The 16,895-nt window shown below is 64.3% G+C and carries 14 protein-coding genes and 2 pseudogenes; 8 read left to right on the forward strand and 8 right to left on the reverse strand.

Translation table 11 applies throughout. From position 1 onward, the window contains the following. Positions 1–4: 4 nt before the first annotated feature. Positions 5–925: pseudogene (locus BLV94_RS03805) on the forward strand (hypothetical protein); the annotation flags it as partial. On the opposite strand, the gene BLV94_RS03810 reads toward BLV94_RS03805, so the two are convergent. Continuing rightward, complete coding sequence (locus BLV94_RS03810; RefSeq protein WP_072950926.1) at positions 909–2,216, reverse strand: IS256 family transposase; 1,308 nt, start codon at positions 2,214–2,216, stop codon at positions 909–911. The pseudogene BLV94_RS03805 and the gene BLV94_RS03810 sit on opposite strands and share 17 nt — an antisense overlap. 145 nt (positions 2,217–2,361) lie before the next feature. Between BLV94_RS03810 and BLV94_RS49295 the strand changes: the two genes are divergently transcribed. Continuing rightward, positions 2,362–2,562, forward strand: a complete 201-nt coding sequence (locus BLV94_RS49295; RefSeq protein ID WP_167372103.1) for a hypothetical protein — start codon at positions 2,362–2,364, stop codon at positions 2,560–2,562. 475 nt (positions 2,563–3,037) lie between these two features. Further along, positions 3,038–3,301 carry a hypothetical protein gene (locus tag BLV94_RS03820; protein ID WP_072950943.1) on the forward strand — a complete coding sequence of 88 codons (264 nt, stop codon included), beginning with the start codon at positions 3,038–3,040 and terminating at the stop codon, positions 3,299–3,301. Between the two features lie 290 nt (positions 3,302–3,591). Here the strand turns inward: BLV94_RS03820 and BLV94_RS03825 are convergent, their stop codons facing one another. Further along, complete coding sequence (locus BLV94_RS03825; protein ID WP_083395447.1) at positions 3,592–3,834, reverse strand: DUF3263 domain-containing protein; 243 nt, start codon at positions 3,832–3,834, stop codon at positions 3,592–3,594. Positions 3,835–4,253: 419 nt separating this feature from the next. Between BLV94_RS03825 and BLV94_RS03830 the strand changes: the two genes are divergently transcribed. The 3 genes from BLV94_RS03830 to BLV94_RS03840 all read left to right on the forward strand — a co-directional run bounded on the left by BLV94_RS03830 (position 4,254) and on the right by BLV94_RS03840 (position 6,125). Next, positions 4,254–5,273, forward strand: coding sequence for an alpha/beta hydrolase (locus tag BLV94_RS03830; protein WP_244163473.1), 1,020 nt, complete (start codon positions 4,254–4,256; stop codon positions 5,271–5,273). Positions 5,274–5,346: 73 nt separating this feature from the next. Next, a complete protein-coding gene (locus BLV94_RS03835) occupies positions 5,347–5,748 on the forward strand; it encodes a DMT family transporter (RefSeq protein WP_244163474.1) in 402 nt (133 codons plus the stop codon). Between the two features lie 5 nt (positions 5,749–5,753). Next, the gene (locus BLV94_RS03840) at positions 5,754–6,125 is read left to right on the forward strand and encodes a DMT family transporter (protein ID WP_072950931.1); all 372 of its coding nucleotides are present in this window, start codon (positions 5,754–5,756) and stop codon (positions 6,123–6,125) included. 123 nt (positions 6,126–6,248) lie between these two features. Here BLV94_RS03840 and BLV94_RS50375 read toward each other — a convergent pair whose 3' ends face one another. The 6 genes and pseudogenes from BLV94_RS50375 to BLV94_RS03860 all read right to left on the reverse strand — a co-directional run bounded on the left by BLV94_RS50375 (position 6,249) and on the right by BLV94_RS03860 (position 13,272). After that, positions 6,249–7,166, reverse strand: a complete 918-nt coding sequence (locus BLV94_RS50375) for a hypothetical protein (protein WP_244163475.1) — start codon at positions 7,164–7,166, stop codon at positions 6,249–6,251. A gap of 501 nt (positions 7,167–7,667) precedes the next feature. After that, positions 7,668–7,913: pseudogene (locus tag BLV94_RS52310) on the reverse strand (winged helix-turn-helix domain-containing protein); the annotation flags it as partial. 7 nt (positions 7,914–7,920) lie between these two features. After that, positions 7,921–9,624, reverse strand: coding sequence for a serine/threonine-protein kinase (locus BLV94_RS50385; RefSeq protein WP_244163477.1), 1,704 nt, complete (start codon positions 9,622–9,624; stop codon positions 7,921–7,923). 220 nt (positions 9,625–9,844) lie between these two features. Then, positions 9,845–10,447 carry a TetR/AcrR family transcriptional regulator gene (locus BLV94_RS03850; RefSeq protein WP_072950933.1) on the reverse strand — a complete coding sequence of 201 codons (603 nt, stop codon included), beginning with the start codon at positions 10,445–10,447 and terminating at the stop codon, positions 9,845–9,847. 164 nt (positions 10,448–10,611) lie between these two features. After that, positions 10,612–11,955: a C40 family peptidase gene (locus BLV94_RS03855; RefSeq protein WP_072950934.1), complete on the reverse strand. Its 1,344-nt coding sequence runs from the start codon at positions 11,953–11,955 to the stop codon at positions 10,612–10,614. A gap of 270 nt (positions 11,956–12,225) precedes the next feature. Then, positions 12,226–13,272 carry a TIGR03617 family F420-dependent LLM class oxidoreductase gene (locus BLV94_RS03860; protein WP_072950935.1) on the reverse strand — a complete coding sequence of 349 codons (1,047 nt, stop codon included), beginning with the start codon at positions 13,270–13,272 and terminating at the stop codon, positions 12,226–12,228. 180 nt (positions 13,273–13,452) lie between these two features. Between BLV94_RS03860 and BLV94_RS03865 the strand changes: the two genes are divergently transcribed. After that, positions 13,453–14,664, forward strand: coding sequence for an acetyl-CoA C-acetyltransferase (locus BLV94_RS03865; RefSeq protein WP_072950936.1), 1,212 nt, complete (start codon positions 13,453–13,455; stop codon positions 14,662–14,664). Positions 14,665–14,681: 17 nt separating this feature from the next. Continuing rightward, a complete protein-coding gene (locus BLV94_RS03870) occupies positions 14,682–16,832 on the forward strand; it encodes a 3-hydroxyacyl-CoA dehydrogenase NAD-binding domain-containing protein (RefSeq protein ID WP_072950937.1) in 2,151 nt (716 codons plus the stop codon). Positions 16,833–16,895: the final 63 nt, after the last annotated feature.

The following is a 16,895-nucleotide window of genomic DNA, read 5'->3' on the forward strand; positions in this document are numbered from 1 at the left end:
AGCGATGAGTCGTCCGTGGGAGCAGATTGCCCTGTTCGACCTGCATCAGCCCTCCGCCCCGGATCCTGACACCGTCGAGGCCACCGAGATCGACGCGGAGCAGACCGCCGCGCAAGAACCGCCGACACCTACCGCTGATGCAGAATCGCCGCCACCGACCGCTGCCGCGGAACCAGCGGAATCGCCGACTGTATCGGCACCCGAGCCGGCGACAGCATCGGGCCGGCCGGTGTGGGAGTCGTTGCCGGTGGGTGTGGAGGCGGATGAGCACGCTGTGATCGTGACCGCCGCGGGAACCTATACCCCGTCGGGGCGGGAGTTGACGGGTCCGGTCGATTCGGTGGAGAAGCTGGACAAACTGGTGCGCTGGGCCGCTTTGACGCCGTTGGGTTCGCCGCCGCAGGTGTGGATCGTGGGCCAGGGCGCGTGTGAGGCGTTGGGGTGGGTGATCGACCCGGGCAGTGAGGACGACTTCGACGACATGGAGGCGCTGCGTACCCGCGCCGCCGCCGACCTGACCGCGGTGCTGCAGGCGACGTTGACGCCGATGCTGACCGCGGGGTGGGAGCTGCGGGGTGATCCGGGGCACGTGGTGCATCTGTCCCGCAGCATCGGCAAGTTCACCTCGATGGTCGATGTGGTGCTCGAGCCGTACGTGTGGACGTACTGGAACAAGGACTTCGGTTGGAACAACCGGGTCGGGGAGATGGGGATCCTCGGCTCACCGACGGCGGGAACGTATCTCCCCGACGAGGACCTGCCGGCGGCGCGGGAATTGGGTCGCCGGTTGGCGTGGTGTGCGAAACACCTCGGGGTGCTTCCGGGGCCGACACCGGCGCGGACCGGTGCGGCGATCGTCGACAAGATCAAGCGGGGAGATATTGTCAATACCTGTGGACGAGTGAGTTTCAGGCGACCTCCGCTCCGGTGCTTTCGGGCTCAACCGCCCCGGTGTTGGGGCTGATGTCGGTGGGTCGTTCGAGCAGCTTGCCCTTGTGGAACACCGCGCCGGCACGGACGAGCGCGACCAGATGTGGTGCGTTGACCGCACGCCAGCGTGCCTGGGCGGCGTCGATCAGCTTGTAGGCCATGGCAAGTCCCGCCGCACGGGATCCGGGACCCTTGGTGACCTTCGTCCGGAGCCGCACCGTCGCGAAGGTAGATTCGATGGGATTTGTGGTGCGGAGATGCACCCAGTGCTCGGCCGGATACTTGTAGAACTCGAGCAACACATCCATGTCGTCGGTGATCTTCGCGACCACCTTCGGATACTTCGCGCCGTAGTCGAGTTCGAAGGCCTTGATCGCCACTTGCGCCTTGTCGATGTCCTCGGCGTTGTAGATTTCCTTCATCGCCGCGAGCGCCCCGGGATGTGCCGACTTCGGTAGCGCAGCAAGTACATTGGCCTGCTTGTGGAACCAGCACCGCTGCTCCCGGGTTTCCGGGAACACCTCCCGCAACGCCCTCCAGAACCCCAGGGCGCCGTCACCGACCGCGAGAACGGGAGCGGTCATGCCGCGGCGTCGGCAGCCGCGCAGCAGGTCCGCCCACGACTCGGTGGACTCGCGGTACCCGTCGGTGAGGGCGACGAGCTCCTTCCGGCCGTCCGCGCGGACCCCGATCATCACCAGCAGGCACAGTTTGTCCTGCTCGAGCCGCACCTTGAGGTGGATGCCGTCGACCCACACATAGACGAAGTCGGTGCCCGAGAGGTCCCGATCCTGGAAGGCCTTGGCCTCGTCCTGCCACTGGGTCGTCAACCGGGTGATCGAGGCCGCCGACAACCCGGCACCCGATCCGAGGAACTGCTCGAGCGCCGGCCCGAAGTCGCTGGTGGAGAGCCCGTGCAGATACAGCAGCGGCAGCACCTCGTTCATCTGCGGGGACTTGCGCACCCACGCCGGCAGGATCGCGGACGAGAACCGCTGTCGCTCGCCGGTGTCCGGGTTGACGCGCTTGTCGTTGACCCGCGGGGCCTTCACGCTGACCGCACCAGCGGCGGTCAGCACGTCGCGTTCGTGGTGGTAGCCGTTGCGCACCACCAGGCGGTGACCGTTCTCGTCGACCTGATCAGCGAACTGTTCGATATAGGCGGCGACCTCCGCCTGCAGCGCGGCCGCCAGCATCTGCCGGGCACCGTCACGGACGATTTCGTCGAGCAACGACCGCCCGCCGTCGTCGGTGGAGCGGTCGTTGTCATGTACTACCGTGAGCACGGGCGTACCTTCCCAACCAGCGTTGCAGCGCTGGTCTTGATCGAATACCTGTTTTCTTGCAGATCATCATCCGGGAAGGTACGCCCTCCCCGACCCACAGGTATTGATCATTTCTCCCTGCAGTGACGACAGGTCCCCTAACGGAATGACTGGGCCGGTGAATGTGGGTGACCGCGTCAAGGTGCATAGCGACGCCACCTCGGAGTTCGTCATTGTGAGCCTCGACGGCGAGGACGCGGTCATCGAGTCGGTGCGCGACGACGTCCCGGCCGGTTCCCCTTCCATGCCCGACTCGACCGGTTGGTTCCGGTCGAGTCCTGACCCAGACAAGAAAATTGCCATCTGAACAGCAGAGATGACACGTCCCCTCGTGTGGGTTATCGTCCGCTCGTCGCGGCGATCGCATCGGTGATCTGCCCGCGCTGCTCGGCGGTCGGGTCGCGGACCCGGGCATCAAGGCGATGCCGAGTATGACCATGACCCCGGCCGGCCCGATCCCGGATCCGCGCATGTACGTGACGGCGACGACCTACGCCAATTATTCGCTCGCCACGACAGACGCGACGGCCGACAGTCGCGGGCGCATCCAACCTCTACGTCGCGGCCCCCCCGCCCCTGTCGGCCGATGCTGCACAGATTTTGTGTGGCAGCAGGTTTCACGCGCCAGGTGCGGCGATGTTTAGAGTCACCTCATTGCTGTGACTCAGAACATATCTCGAACGGGGTACAGAGATAACCCTGAGGGGGACTGTCACACGCTTCCAGCAGTGGTTTGCTTCAAGTTCTCCGCAGTCCACCTGATTCTCGAAATGTGAGTGACCATGACTCAAGATGAAGTCGCCATGTTTACCTTCGCCCTGCGCTGGGCGCCCTACGGTGGCGGAGACGAGCACATCCTTCCCGAGTTCGGACTCCTGCCCGCAGTGTTCTACCGGCGTCTCCAGGCCATACTGATGGCGCGCGCGCTCGACGGAGTCGAATTCGCAACAAGGCGTGGTCTGCTCGAACTGTGCGCGGTCAAGACTTCGGGGTCGAGTTCATCGGCATCCAGTGCCGGACGACGAGAGGTAACACAGAGCGTTTAGGCGGCTCTCCGGCACAAGGCTCTGCGGTCGATCGGTTCGTCGATTTCTGACGTTGAGAACGACCTCAGCGGTCGGTGTCGATACCCCAGCGCTCGACAGGAATCGTGGATGCAGCGAATATTTCGTTTCGAAGCCGCCGGGATGTGTCAGGGACTCACGTCGCGGGACTCGCTGCGATGTCGGCGGCCGGCTCACCGCCGAATCAAGCTCGGGACAGCCAGGTGCATACGCGGCAGCACGGTGCAGCCGTCGATTCCGCCGCGGGGTGTCCCCGTCGCCGAGCACCGTATCTACGCCGTAGGGGCGGGCCGTGAGGTGCGTAGGGACACGAATCGTCGGAGGTCGTCTCGGAAGTTGGGATCGAGTTGGTCGGCTGTCGGTCCTGCCAGGATGCTGTTCAGTCTCGCAACGTAGCAGGCTGGAGTCATACCGAACTCGACCAGAAGGTCGCCGGTTGTGCCACCGCCGTAGGGAAGCCATCGGCGCGCGAACTCGATGATCCTCATGTCTTCGATGACAGAGTCGTCGATCACGGTGCTACCTCCAACCGTCATACCATGGACAAACGTGGAGAGATGCGTCTTCCCGACCGAGGTGTTCCGGGACGGTGCCCCGGAACCGGTCAGGCTGTCGCCAGAAAGACACTGCTGTGTGAAATTCATGCTGAGTGCGCGAGACCATTCGATCTGTCTAGTGCACCAGCGCGCGGACTGGACTGCAACTCCTTGTCTGAAGGATCCCCCTGTTGGGGAGTGTGTTTCCCCCTCAGGGGGAGTCCGGTCGGGTGGCGTGAGCCATATCTTGAGAGATGTCTTGGTACGGCGTTTGGGGTCTATGTGGCTCAATCCCGGCAGTTCATCCCTGGAAGTTTGGAGCTCCGATGTCAGCCGTCAGGTCGGTGAAACAACCCGGGGAGGGGGTTGGCGTTGTGGGAGGGAACCACTCACGAAGGGTGGGGACCGAATCGGACTTCTCGACACGTTCGAGCTTCTTTCCGGGCAACAGCATTCAGTCAAAGCTCCTGACGCACGCGTTGCGTGTGACCGTTAAGCCGGCGCTCGGCGTGTGGGCGCATATTCCGAGCGCACGTTGGACCGCGCGGGTGGTTGACCAGGCCGCGCGTGTGCTACCCGCGCTCGATGGGGTCGGGCATCGTCGTGTGCGCTTGACCGATTGTGACGCGGATTGGATCCAGGCGCACAACGCCGACCTACACAGCGTGGTCCTCTACCTACATGGTGGGGGTTTCCTGACCGGTGGCCTCAATACGCATCGCCGTCTCGCTTCTCGGATTTCGCAGTCGGCCGATGCCAGCGTGCTCAGTGTCAACTACCGACTGATGCCCACCCATGCGATAGGGGATGCGGTCGCCGACGGGATCGCCGGCTATCGCTGGTTGCTGGCACGAGGATTCTCCCCGACCCAGATCGTCATCTCCGGCGATTCCGCCGGCGGATATCTCGCGTTCATGGTGGCACTGGCACTCGCCGACCTGGATCTGCCGAGACCGGCCGGTCTGGTCGCATTGTCACCGCTCACCGACTTGGACCCGACCGTCAAGTTGCAGCATCCCGCGTCTGCACGATGTCCGATCCTTCCCAGTTCTGCGCTGGTGGCGCTGACCGCCCTCACCGAGCGCGTGGAGCACCGTACTCGTGGCGTCTCGGGACTGCCGTTGTCGCCCGTCAATGCAGACCTGCGCGGGCTTCCGCCAGTACTACTTCAGGTCGGATCCAGAGACATGCTGTATCCCGATGCGCGGCTGATGTTCGAGTGCCTCACCGATGCCGGGGTTCCCGTCGCCCTCGAGATCTGGGACGGCCAGTTCCACGTCTTTCATGTGGCTGCGGATCTTCTGCCCGAGGCGCGCAGGGCAATTGAGCACGTCGCGGAGTTCATTCGCGCGGTGACCACCGCTCAAAACGGCGATTCGGCGCCGGACCCCCTCGATTCGGACCGCGAGATCGCGTGACACAGGTCGGTACGGCGATGCTCTGGGATTGAATCCCGTACGGCAGATCGCTGCGATGTGACAGCAGATCTGTGTGAGCAACATTGTCGGCACGAGCCGCACAGGCGATTTTGCGTGGACGGGTACGGCAAATCCTCACGACGGATGGGAATCGATTTCAATGGCGTGGCTGTTGCTTGTTATAGCGATTGTTCTCGAGGTTGCGGCTACGAGTATGTTGCCGCTCACGCAGGAGTTCACCCGATTTCGGGTGTCTGCGGCGGTGTTGGTGCTCTATGGGGGTGCGTTCTTTCTGTTGGCGAATGCGGTCAGGCAGATCGACATCGGCGTTGTGTACGCGCTGTGGTCCGCGCTGGGGACGGCGGCGGTGGTTGCACTCGGCGTCCTCTTCCACGGAGAACGTGTCTCGCGGGTCAAGGTTGCCGGTCTGGCTCTCACCGTCGTCGGTATCGTCGCGATGAATTTTGGAGGTTAGGCGCCATGGGTTGGTTCTACCTCATGGGTGCGGTTGTCGTGGAAATCTTTGCCACCACCGGCCTTCACTCGACTGACGGGTTCACGCGGCCGCTTCCGACGGTCGGGGTTCTCGCTGGATACCTCCTTTCATTTTTCTTCTTGTCGAAGGCGCTCAGATCGCTCCCTCTCGGGGTCTCGTACGCGTTGTGGTCGGCAATTGGCACCGCCTCTATTGCGGTGGTGGGAGTGCTGCTGTTCGGTGATGCTGTATCGGTTCCACGAGTGGCTGGATTGATATGCATCATGGCCGGTGTGGTCATTTTGAACATGGAGGCGGACCGTGATTCCAGGCCTACCGTGTCCGTGGACACCCTGCAATCGGTGGAGTGCGACTGAATTCACTCTCGCAGGGCGTGGGCCTTGTGATGACGTGCGAGCGTTCCCCGCGCGGAGGAAGGTCGATCGTGGGCGGACTTCTCGTCGATGGTCCGGTTGGACGACTACGTGTGTGCTGTCATATCAGGTCGGGGCCAGTAGGTTGGCGATGCGTGCGTCCTCGTCCAACAGTATTTGGGGTAGTCCGAGCTCCGTGCATTTCGCCGCGACCGGAGCCAGCACGGTGCGCGCTTCCGCGAACCGCTCGGCGACGGACAAGCACATCGCCAACAGCAGTTTCGCGCGGATGAGCGCCCGGGGTCTGGCCTGACTTTCGATGCTGAGCACGAGGTCCTTCGCCCGCGCGCAGGCATGCTCGATCTCCTCCGGGGAACCCTCGCGGAGTAGCAGTCTGATCGACGAATCTTCGTCGAGTTCGGATGTGATGGTGGCGATCCCGTCTGCTTGCGGGCGATACGCCGTCAACGCCATCAACCGCGTGCGGATCTCGTCGCCGACGGGAAGCCCTGCGCGGATCCGCTCGTTGACCATCCGCGCGGCCAGACGTGGCAGCCGCAGCGATTCGGCAATTCTGGCGCCCTCGTCCAGCCGATTCTCGGCCTCCGCATGATGTCGGAGTGAGGCTTTGACCCGTGATCCGGTGCCGTAGGTGGCGAGCATGAATTCCACCAGCCCGCCGCCCTCGGAACCGAGTTTGTAGCTTTCGTCCAGGAGCTGTTCGGCCTCTGCGATCGTGCCCATCTCGTAGAGGAGCGCTCCGAGCAGAGCCCCGGCGAGTCGTGCCGCGTGGGCGTGAACCCCAGATTTTCCGGTCATCGCTACGGCGGAGCGGAAGTAGTTTTCTGCCGCAGGAATGTCGAGTTGTTCGTATGCCGCGGCGCCGGCCAGACAGTATCCGTACATCACACTGAAGGGGCCGCTGGTTTGTGCGTGATATGCGGCGGCCCAGTCCTGCCAACGGCGCGCTGCATCGAAGTCGAATGTGTAGAGGGCCACGAAGGAAGCGATGCTGCCGGCGCCCGACGCGAGGAAGGGCCGCACCGTGTCAGGGTGGTGCAAGCAATCGGTGACGAGTTCCTGTACCCCGGCGATCTCATCGGCAAAGAGTTTGCCGGATGCTTGGACGACGGCAGCTTCGACGCGAAGGGCGTGGATTGCAGCCTCGTCTACCTCGGTGTTCGTGAGTGCGGCATCGAAGAGATCGAGGGCAGCTCGCATCTGTCGTGGACGCTGCATCAGTATGTTCGCCCACGCGATGTTCAGTTGGAGTCGGGCACTTGTCACAGCAACGTTCGGGGGAAGTTTCGCGACCAGGCCGAGGAGGGTTGTCATCCGCGAGTCCTCGATGAGTGTCATGCCGCCGTCCTCGACCAGTCGAAGGGCGTGGTCGGTGTCGCCGGCGGCAAGTGCGTTGTCGACAGCCTCGCTGAGCATATTGTGGTCGGCAAACCAGTGCGCGGCGATCCGGTGAAGTTCTTCGCGACGGCCCGGATGGAGGCGTTCGAGGCGGCGATGAAGGAGATCGGCAAAGAGGTGGTGATACCTGAACCAGTCCCTGTCGTCATCGATGCTTTGCAGAAACAGGTCTCGGCGTTCGATTTCCTCGAGCATCTCTTGGCCGGATGGAACGTGTGTCAGCAGGCCGGCGAGGTCACCGCAGATCTTCTCCGTGATGGCGGTGGACAGGAGGAACTCGAGGATTGTCGGCTCGAGCGTGCTCAGGACGTTCTCCACCAGGTATTCGTGGATGGCATGGTGGCCTCCGGAAAGATGCGCGATGAAGTCCATACGATCGCTACGCCCGCGTAGTGACAGGGACGCCAGTTGCAGCGCCGCGACCCACCCGTCGGTCGAGCTTCGAAGACTGCTCACTTCTTGGTCGTCGAGTTGTGAGTCCGTTGACGTCGACGAGGAATGCCCTGGATTCTGCGGTGTCGAAACGCATTGCCGTCGGCCCGATCTCGACGAGTTCGTCGCGTACTCGCATGAGGCTCAGCGGGAGACCGGATTGGGATCGTGTTGCGACGATCACCTGGACGTGATGGCATCCGTTCTCGAGCAGGAAGTCCATTGCCGCCACAGTGTCGGAAGAGGTCACCCGGTGCCAGTCGTCGATCACAATGGCGATCGCGCGGCCGCCGTCGTGGATGTCGTTGATCAACGAGGGCAGCACATATCGCGCGGCATCTTCGTAGTGATCTTCGAGGATGCGCTCGAGGTCGGGCGCGATCGTGGGCAGCGCGGTGTGGATCGCCTTCACCAGGTGGGACAGAAACCAGGCGACGTTGTTGTCATCGCGGTCGATGGTGAGCCAGGCGACGGGCATTCCCTCGGCTATCAGAGCGTGCCGCCATTGGGAGGCCAGCGTGCTCTTACCGAAACCTGCGGGGGCGTGGATCACTGTCAGGCGCCGCCCAGCGCCGGCGCGGAGGGTCTCGAGGAGTCGTCGGCGCTCGACCAACGGCCGTGCCGAGGTCGGGGGACGAAATTTCGTGGCGGCGGTGGGCGGGGTGTTCGGGATTGCTGCCGGGGTCTTCGCCGGGGGAGCCCCGCCGGTGCCGGGCGGGGGCGAGGTGGCTCGGAACGGATCGGCGGGCATCGCCATCGCATCCATCTTCAGCCCGTGCAAGAGCTGCACCGTTCGAAGCTCGTTTCCGAATGCGTCGGCCGATGCTGGTCGATCGGCGGGATCGCCCGCCATGGCGTGTTCGATGGCGGTGCACACGTCATCGGGAATGCCGTGCTCACGCAGGTCCGGGATCGGTTGGTTGGTGACCCGCACGAACTGGGCAACCACCCCTTCCCGGGTGCGGCGCTCGAAGGCGGCGTGTCCCGTCATCAGGCAGAACAGCGTCGCACCGAGACCGTATACATCGGACGCGGGACTCGGTGGTTGGCCCTTGAGCACCTCAGGGGCGGTGAAGGCGGGGGTGCCGACGACGCTGCCCGCGGATGTTTCGAAATCGCCCCCGATCCGGGCGATGCCGAAGTCGGTCAGTTGCGGCTCGCCGTATCCCGTGATCAGGATGTTGGCGGGTTTGATGTCACGGTGGAGGATGCCCTCACGGTGAGCGGCCGCCAGAGCCCCGGCCAGTTTCACTCCGATCCCGAGCACGGTGGGCAACGGGAAGGGACCTTTCTGCCGAAGCAGGGTTTGGAGAGAACCGTGTTCGTGGTAGGGCATCACGAGAAAGAGGGAGCCGTTCGCGGTGACGCCGACGTGGAGAATTTGGACGATGTGGGGATGGCTGGAGAGTTTGCCCATGGCGCGTTGTTCTCGTACGAAGCGGGTGCGGTCGTCGGGTCCGACCTCGGAGGTCAGCACCTTGACGGCGACCGTTCGATCGAGGGAACGCTCGGTGCAGCGATAGACCACCCCGAATCCTCCGCGTCCGATTTCCTGTGCATTCTCGAGTCCGGCCATGTCCAACTCGGTGGCGATATCACGGCTCACATCGCGCTGAGTATTCGGCAGGTCGACTTCGTCGCACTCGTCCATCGGTAGCTCAATCCTCTGTGTACTTCTACCTTATTGTGGCAGGTCAGAGGATGTTCCACGGCTGTGGGCCTCGGCATTCGGGGCGACGTCCGCCCGCAAGCGGCTCATGCGCACCTCCAACCATGTGATCCACCTCACATGCTAGCCCAGTGCGATTCGGTGCTGTTCCCAAATCCGACTGGACAGCCAGGGGTGGCGGCAGATCCCAACTGGTCAGCCGCTACCGACGCCGCATTCCCTCGAAGGTCAGGCGTAGGACTGCGTCGGCGAGATCCTCGGCTGATCCTCCAGCTCGCGGCCGGTGCCACTCGATGAGCGAGTTGATCATGCCGAACACGAGGCGGCCGGTGAGCGCGGGATCGATGCCTGGCCGAAGGTCACCCTCCTCCGCGGCCCCGACGACGAGGTCACGCACAAAGAGATCGAATTCCCGTCGACGGGCGAGGGCGCGGCGTTCCACGGGAGTGTTCCCACGAACGCGCAGCAGGAGGGTGACGTAGGGCAGTTCTGCGACCAGGATCTCGGCGGTGCGCCGGACGAGGTATTCGAGGCGGTCGATGTGTCGGCCGCTGGTGGCCTGCCGTTCGGTGGTGAGGGCGAAGAGTGCGTCGAGCGCCCGCGTCAACGCTCGCTCCAGCAGTTCGGGCTTTCCTGAAACATGTTGGTAGATAGACGACTTCGTGATTCCCAGCCGCTGGGCCAAGGCTTCCATGCTGGTGCCCTCGTAACCCTTGTCGTTGAAAACTTTCACGGTGACGGCGAGGAGGGATTCGAGGTCATAGCCGGGTCGGCCGGGCCGCTGAGCGGGGTGTGCGGTCGTCATGGGTTACGGTCCTTCCCGGTGCGCCCGTGCGACATTGCTGTGCCCGTCGAGATCGTCTGCCATGTCCGTTTTCGCCAAGGTGATGGTGCTCTGGCTCCGCGGTTCGGCAGGGGCGCACTCCGGATGGTGGTCGAGCCCGTGTCGACGGATCCCCGGGTGCCGTCTCACACCACTCGCCGCGCTTTCATTCCGTCGAACACGGGAGCGATGCGAACCACGTCGCCGGTGGTGGGCGCGTGCACCATTTTGCCGTTGCCGAGGTAGATTGCCACGTGCCCAGGACCGGCTGGGCCCCAGTTGCCGAACAGCAGATCACCGGGTCTGGCGTCGGCGAGGGGAATCTCGGTACCGACGTTCCACTGAGTTTCCGAGGTGCGGGGGAGGGATACGTTCTCTGTTGTTGCGGCGTGGACGGCGTAGGAGGTGAGTCCGGAACAGTCGAAACCGCCGCCGGAGGGCCCGTTCACGTTGCCGCCGCCCCACACGTAGGGAAGGCCCAGATAACGCAGGGCGGCCTCGACGATCCGGCCGCCGACGCCTCCCCAGTCGCCGGACCCAGGGTCGAGGATCGACGCGAAGCGGGATTCGGCCGCGCGGATCTTCGCCACGTAGGGCTTTGTCTGATTCTCGTAGTCGGGGAGTCCTGAGGGCATTCCGCCCGATCGGCGGACGGCTCCCACGCCGGCGTTGTATCCGGCGAGTGTCAGGTCCAGCACGTCACCCGAGACGAGGCCGGCCTGCTTCCACGAATCGATCTCCTCGTACATGTCGCAGAGCAGATGTCCTGATGCCATGACCGAGTCGCCGACGGCGAGGACGTCCGCCTTTCCGTCGCCGTCGGCGTCGCGCCCGTATTTTGCCCAGGTGCCGGGCATGAACTGGCCGGGACCGCGGGCGCCATCCGGCGACACGGGCGCCGAGGCGCCGTATCGGAAGTTGTTCTCCGCCGAGTACAAGGCTGCCAGGACAGGGGCCTTGATGCCGTCGCAGATGCTTCCCGCCTTCTGAAACCAGGGGACGAATACTGCGATCGCCCCCAGCTGTGAGGCGGCCCGAGTGGGGGCGTCGTAAACGGTGGTGAGGTGGGAGATTTCGGAGACGGCAAGCGGCGTCGAGTCGAATTGTTCAACGGGGTCACCGTATTCGGGGATCTTCCCGTCGGATTCGAATTCGGGTTCGTGCTCGGTGGCAGGAATATCGCCCGTGGTGTCACCGGTCGCGTCGGGTGGGGGAGGGGCGCTCTCGGGTGGTGGCGCGTAGGTTTCTATCGCATCTTGGAAGGCATCTGCGGTCTCGGTGATTGCTTGCTGTGCTGCGTCTTGCGCCTCGGGAGGTAGCTGCTCGACGGCGTCGTTGACCTGTTGCCCGATCGCGGGTGCGGCATCGGTGATCTGTTGTACCTGTTGGGTGCCATAGTCTTTCAAGGCCGGAGGCGCATCCGATCCGTGTATCGCGCCGCCGAGCGCTGTGGCGACTGCGACAATGATCGCCGAAGGATCGACCGACATCTACTTCCTCCCGTGCTGTGACCCAACCCTGTGAAATCTTCTGATGTGATCCAAGTCTCGACCACTGGGCGGCGATGTTCCTCACACCATTTGGGGATAAGGGTCCACCTTTGGAGAGATTCGCCGGGTGTCGTGTCGGGACTTCCCTTGCGGGCGGGACGCGCCCCTCGAATTGAACTGGCCGATCCCGCGACGATCGCGCCGGGTCGGTCCAGCGATGATGTCGCCGCCTCACCAGGGTGACCGCGGGTGGGCGGTGGGTGTTGCGGATCAGGGAGTTGTGGGCCGATTGTGGACTCCGGAGACAACCGTGCTCCGGGTCGCTGCGTCGAGGCCGTACGGGGTGTACAGGGTGAATCGGTCGATGATGCCGCCGAACCTGCGTGATATCTCGGCCGCGGCCGCGTCGGGCTCGCCGACGACCGCGAAGGTGCGCAGGACGGTGTCGTCGATCAGCCGGGTCATGGACGCCCAGTCGTCGATCTTGGACAGCCGGTGGAGCTCGGTCTGCAGATCACCCCAGCCGTGAAGGTCGAGGACCGCCCGGTACGCCGGTGTGGACCCGTAGAAGGCGATCTGTTTGCGCACGGCGGTTGCCGCTTCCTCGAATTGCCGTTCATCGGACCCTGTGACGACGAGTCCGGGGTAGGACAGGGTGAAGTCCTCGAACGTCTTTCCGGCCTTGGCGAGGGCCGATTTGACCTGTGGGACGGTCACTTCCCGGAGATATCGTTCCGTGGTGAAGCCGTGTACGAGCATCCCGTCCGCGACCTCGGCGGCGACGGAGGTCATCTGCGGGCCCACGGCGGCGATCATCACTTGGGGCGGCCCGAATTCGTTACGCGGAGGCCGGAACATCGGTGTCATCAGGGTGTGGTTGTAGTAATCCCCGCGGAAGTCGAGGGCTGTCTGGTTTTGCCAGCTCTCCCAGATGGCGTGGAGTGCCCTGACGAATTCCCGCATCCTCGGCGCCGGCGCGGACCACGGCATGCTGAACCGGCGCTCGATGTGCGGCTTGATCTGTGACCCCAGTCCGAGCGTGAATCTGCCGGAGCTGAAGGACTGCATGTCGTTGGCAACCGTGGCGAGAGTCATGGGATTGCGTGCAAATGCCACGGCGATGGCGGTGCCTACGTGGAGTCGGGGTGCGTTCTCCGCGGCGAGCAGAAGCGGTAGGAAGGGGTCGCGACTGACTTCCGTCGACCACACCCCGTCGAAGCCGGCCCGTTCCGCGAGTCCCACCTGCTCCTGTATCTCGTGGAGACTTGCCCCGGCCGTCCCGTCGATGGATCCGCCTATGTTGCCGTCGATCAGCATCCGAACTCCCTACACTCCAACATCCAGTCAGGGTTGACTGGATGTTGGTTCGACGATACCGTGAGCGAACGGTCGGCGACAGTGGTTCGACCGCAGGTTCTTCACTTCGTCCCCTGTGGCTCTGCGCGTCTCGCAGATCGCGTCCCAGGGGAATTCGTTCACGATCCGAGGAGAGTTGCCTTGTCTGAAGAGGCATTTGTTTACGAGGCCATTCGCACGCCTCGCGGTAAGGGCAAGAACGGAAGTCTGCACTCGGTCAAACCGATCGACCTCGTGGTGGGCCTGATCGACGAGCTGCGCGCACGGTTTCCGGACCTGGACCCGGGCTACATCGACGACATCGTGCTGGGTGTGGTCTCCCCGGTCGGCGAACAGGGTGGTGATATCGCCCGGGCCGCGGCGTTGGTGGCGGGCCTGCCTCTGACGGTGGCCGGACTGCAGATCAACCGGTTCTGCGCATCCGGACTCGAGGCGATGAATCTCGCCGCCCAAAAAGTACGGTCGGGCTTCGAGAACCTGGTGATCGCCGGTGGCGTCGAATCCATGTCGCGAGTGCCGCTGGGCAGCGACGGAGGTGCCCTCTTCAACGACCCGACGACCGCATACGACCTCCACTTCGCTCCCCAGGGAATCGGTGCGGACCTGATCGCCACGATCGAGGGTTTCAGCCGCGAAGACGTCGATGCCTACGCTGCGCGGTCGCAGGCCCGCGCCGAGGCCGCCTGGTCCGGTGGATACTTCGCCAAGTCGGTCGTTCCGGTCAAGGATTTCAACGGTGTCCCGCTGCTCGATCACGACGAGCACCGCCGTCCAGGCACCACCGTCGAATCGCTGGCCTCGTTGAAGCCGTCCTTTGCGGCACTCGGTCAACAGGGTGGCTTCGATGCTGTTGCGCTGCAGAAGTATACGTCGGTGGAGCGGATCAACCACGTCCATCACGGCGGTAACAGTTCCGGCATCGTGGACGGCGCGGCGCTGGTCCTGATCGGCAACGAAAAGGCCGGCAAGCAGTTCGGCCTCACACCCCGCGCCCGGATTATCGCCACCGCTGTCACCGGGGCAGACCCTACGATCATGCTCACCGCCCCCACCCCGGTGGCGCTGAAGGCACTCGATGTCGCCGGACTCACCGTCGACGACATCGATCTGTTCGAACTGAACGAGGCGTTTGCCTCGGTGGTCCTGAAATTCCAGAAGGATCTGGCCATTCCGGACGAGAAACTCAACGTGAACGGCGGCGCGATCGCCATGGGCCACCCCTTGGGAGCGACCGGCGCGATGCTCGTCGGAACGGTGATCGACGAGTTGGAGCGGCGCGGCGACCGGCGCGCATTGATCAACCTGTGCGTCGGTGGCGGCATGGGTATCGCGGCCATCATCGAGCGAGTCTGAAAGGCAACGGCAACAACATGAGTGCAACATCAACCATCACGTGGTCGCAGGATTCGGACGGAATCGTGCTGCTGACCCTCGACGATCCGGCCCAGTCCGCAAACACCATGAACTCGCAGTACGTCGAGTCCATGGGCAACGTACTCGACCGGCTCGAGGCCGAGCGTGACTCTGTCACCGGTGTCGTGATCACGTCCGCGAAGAAGACCTTCTTCGTGGGCGGTGACCTCAACGACCTGGTCCGTGCCACCGCGCAGGATGCGGTCAGGTTCACGGACTTCGCGAATGGGATCAAGGCCCAGTTCCGACGTCTCGAGACCCTGGGCCGTCCGGTGGTGGCGGCGGTCAACGGTGCCGCCCTCGGCGGTGGCCTCGAGATCACCCTGGCCACCCACCACCGCATCGCGGTCGATTCGAGATCGGTGATCTTCGGACTGCCCGAAGTGACGCTCGGGTTGCTCCCCGGTGTCGGCGGAATCACCCGGACCGTTCGGATGTTGGGGCTCGAGAAGGCACTGACGAGCCTGCTGCTGACCGGGAAGACGTTCAGCCCCGCGGCCGCGAAGACGCTCGGCCTCGTCGACGACCTGGTGACCAGCGCCGACGAACTCGTTCCCGCCGCCAAGAAGTGGATCAAGGACAACCCCGAGGGCGGTGTACAGCCGTGGGACCGGAAGGGATTCCGGATCCCCGGCGGCACCGCGCTCAATCCGGCGGTGACGGCGAACCTGCGCCGCACCGTGGCGGGGGCACCCCTCGAGGCGCCGCGGGCCATCCTCGCCGCCGCCGCCGAGGGTGCGTTGGTCGACCTCGACACGGCGGCGCAGATCGAGACACGCTACTTCGTCGGCCTCGTCACCGGTCAGGTGTCGACGAACATGATCAAGGCACAGTTTTTCGATCTGCAGAGCATCAAAGCCGGCGGAAGCCGGCCGGAGGGGCATCCCAGGTTCGCGGCCCAGAAGGTCGGCGTGATCGGCGCCGGGATGATGGGTGCCGCGGTGGCCTACGTCTCGGCGAAGGCGGGAATCGACGTCGTGCTACAGGACGTCTCGATCGAGTCGGCGCGAAAAGGGAAGGCCTACGCCGAGAAGCTGGAGGCCAAGGCCCTCGCTCGTGGAACAACGACCGAGGAGAAGTCCGCCGCGCTGCTCGCCCGCATCACCGCGACCGACAATCCGGCCGACTTCGCGAATGTCGATTTCGTCGTCGAGGCGGTCTTCGAGAGCGTGGAGGTCAAACAGGCGGTCTTCAAGTCGATCCAGGACATCGTCGCCCCCGACGCCGTGCTGGGCTCGAATACGTCGACGCTGCCGATCACCACGCTGGCCGAAGGCGTCGACCGTAAGGAAGACTTCATCGGGGTGCACTTCTTCTCCCCGGTCGAACGGATGCCGTTGGTCGAGATCATCGTTGGCGCACACACCGCACCGGCAACATTGGCGAGGGCGTTCGACTTCGCGCAGCAGATCAAGAAGACCCCGATCGTGGTCAACGACAGCCGCGGCTTCTTCACCAGCCGCGTGATCACGAAATTCCTCGACGAGGCCGCCGCCGCGGTCGGTGAGGGCATCGAACCGGTGATCATCGAGCAAGCGGGGGCCCAGGCCGGCTATCCCGCACCCCCGCTGCAGCTGCTCGACGAGCTGACGTTGACCCTGCCGCGCAAGATTCGTCAGGAAGCCCGTGCGGCGGTCGAGGCGGACGGCGGCGTCTGGGTCGAGCACGGATCGGAGGCCGTCCTCGACCGGCTGGTCGAGGAACTCGATCGTCGAGGTCGGTCGACCGGTGGCGGCTTCTACGAGTACGACGAGTCGGGCAGCCGCGTCGGCCTGTGGCCGGGGCTGCGCGACGCCTTCCAGTCGGGGAGCACCGAGATCCCGTTCGACGACCTCAAGGAACGGATGCTGTTCGCGGAGTCCCTCGAGACGGTGCGCTGCCTCGACGAAGGGGTCCTGACGTCGGTCGCCGACGCCAACGTCGGATCCCTGCTCGGTATCGGGTTCCCGGCGTGGACTGGCGGCGTCCTCCAGTACATCAACGGCTACCCGGGTGGGATCGCGGCGTTCGTCCAGCGGGCACGCGTACTTGCCGCCCGGTACGGCACTCGCTTCGAGCCGCCCGCCTCACTGGTGGCCAAGGCCGAGCGCGGAGAGACCTACGAGTAACGGCGTCATTTACGATCGGGGTTGGCACCACTGTGGGCAGTGGTGCCAACCCCGTTGAGGGCT

The organism is Rhodococcus koreensis (assembly GCF_900105905.1).
GTDB classification, from domain to species: domain Bacteria; phylum Actinomycetota; class Actinomycetes; order Mycobacteriales; family Mycobacteriaceae; genus Rhodococcus_F; species Rhodococcus_F koreensis.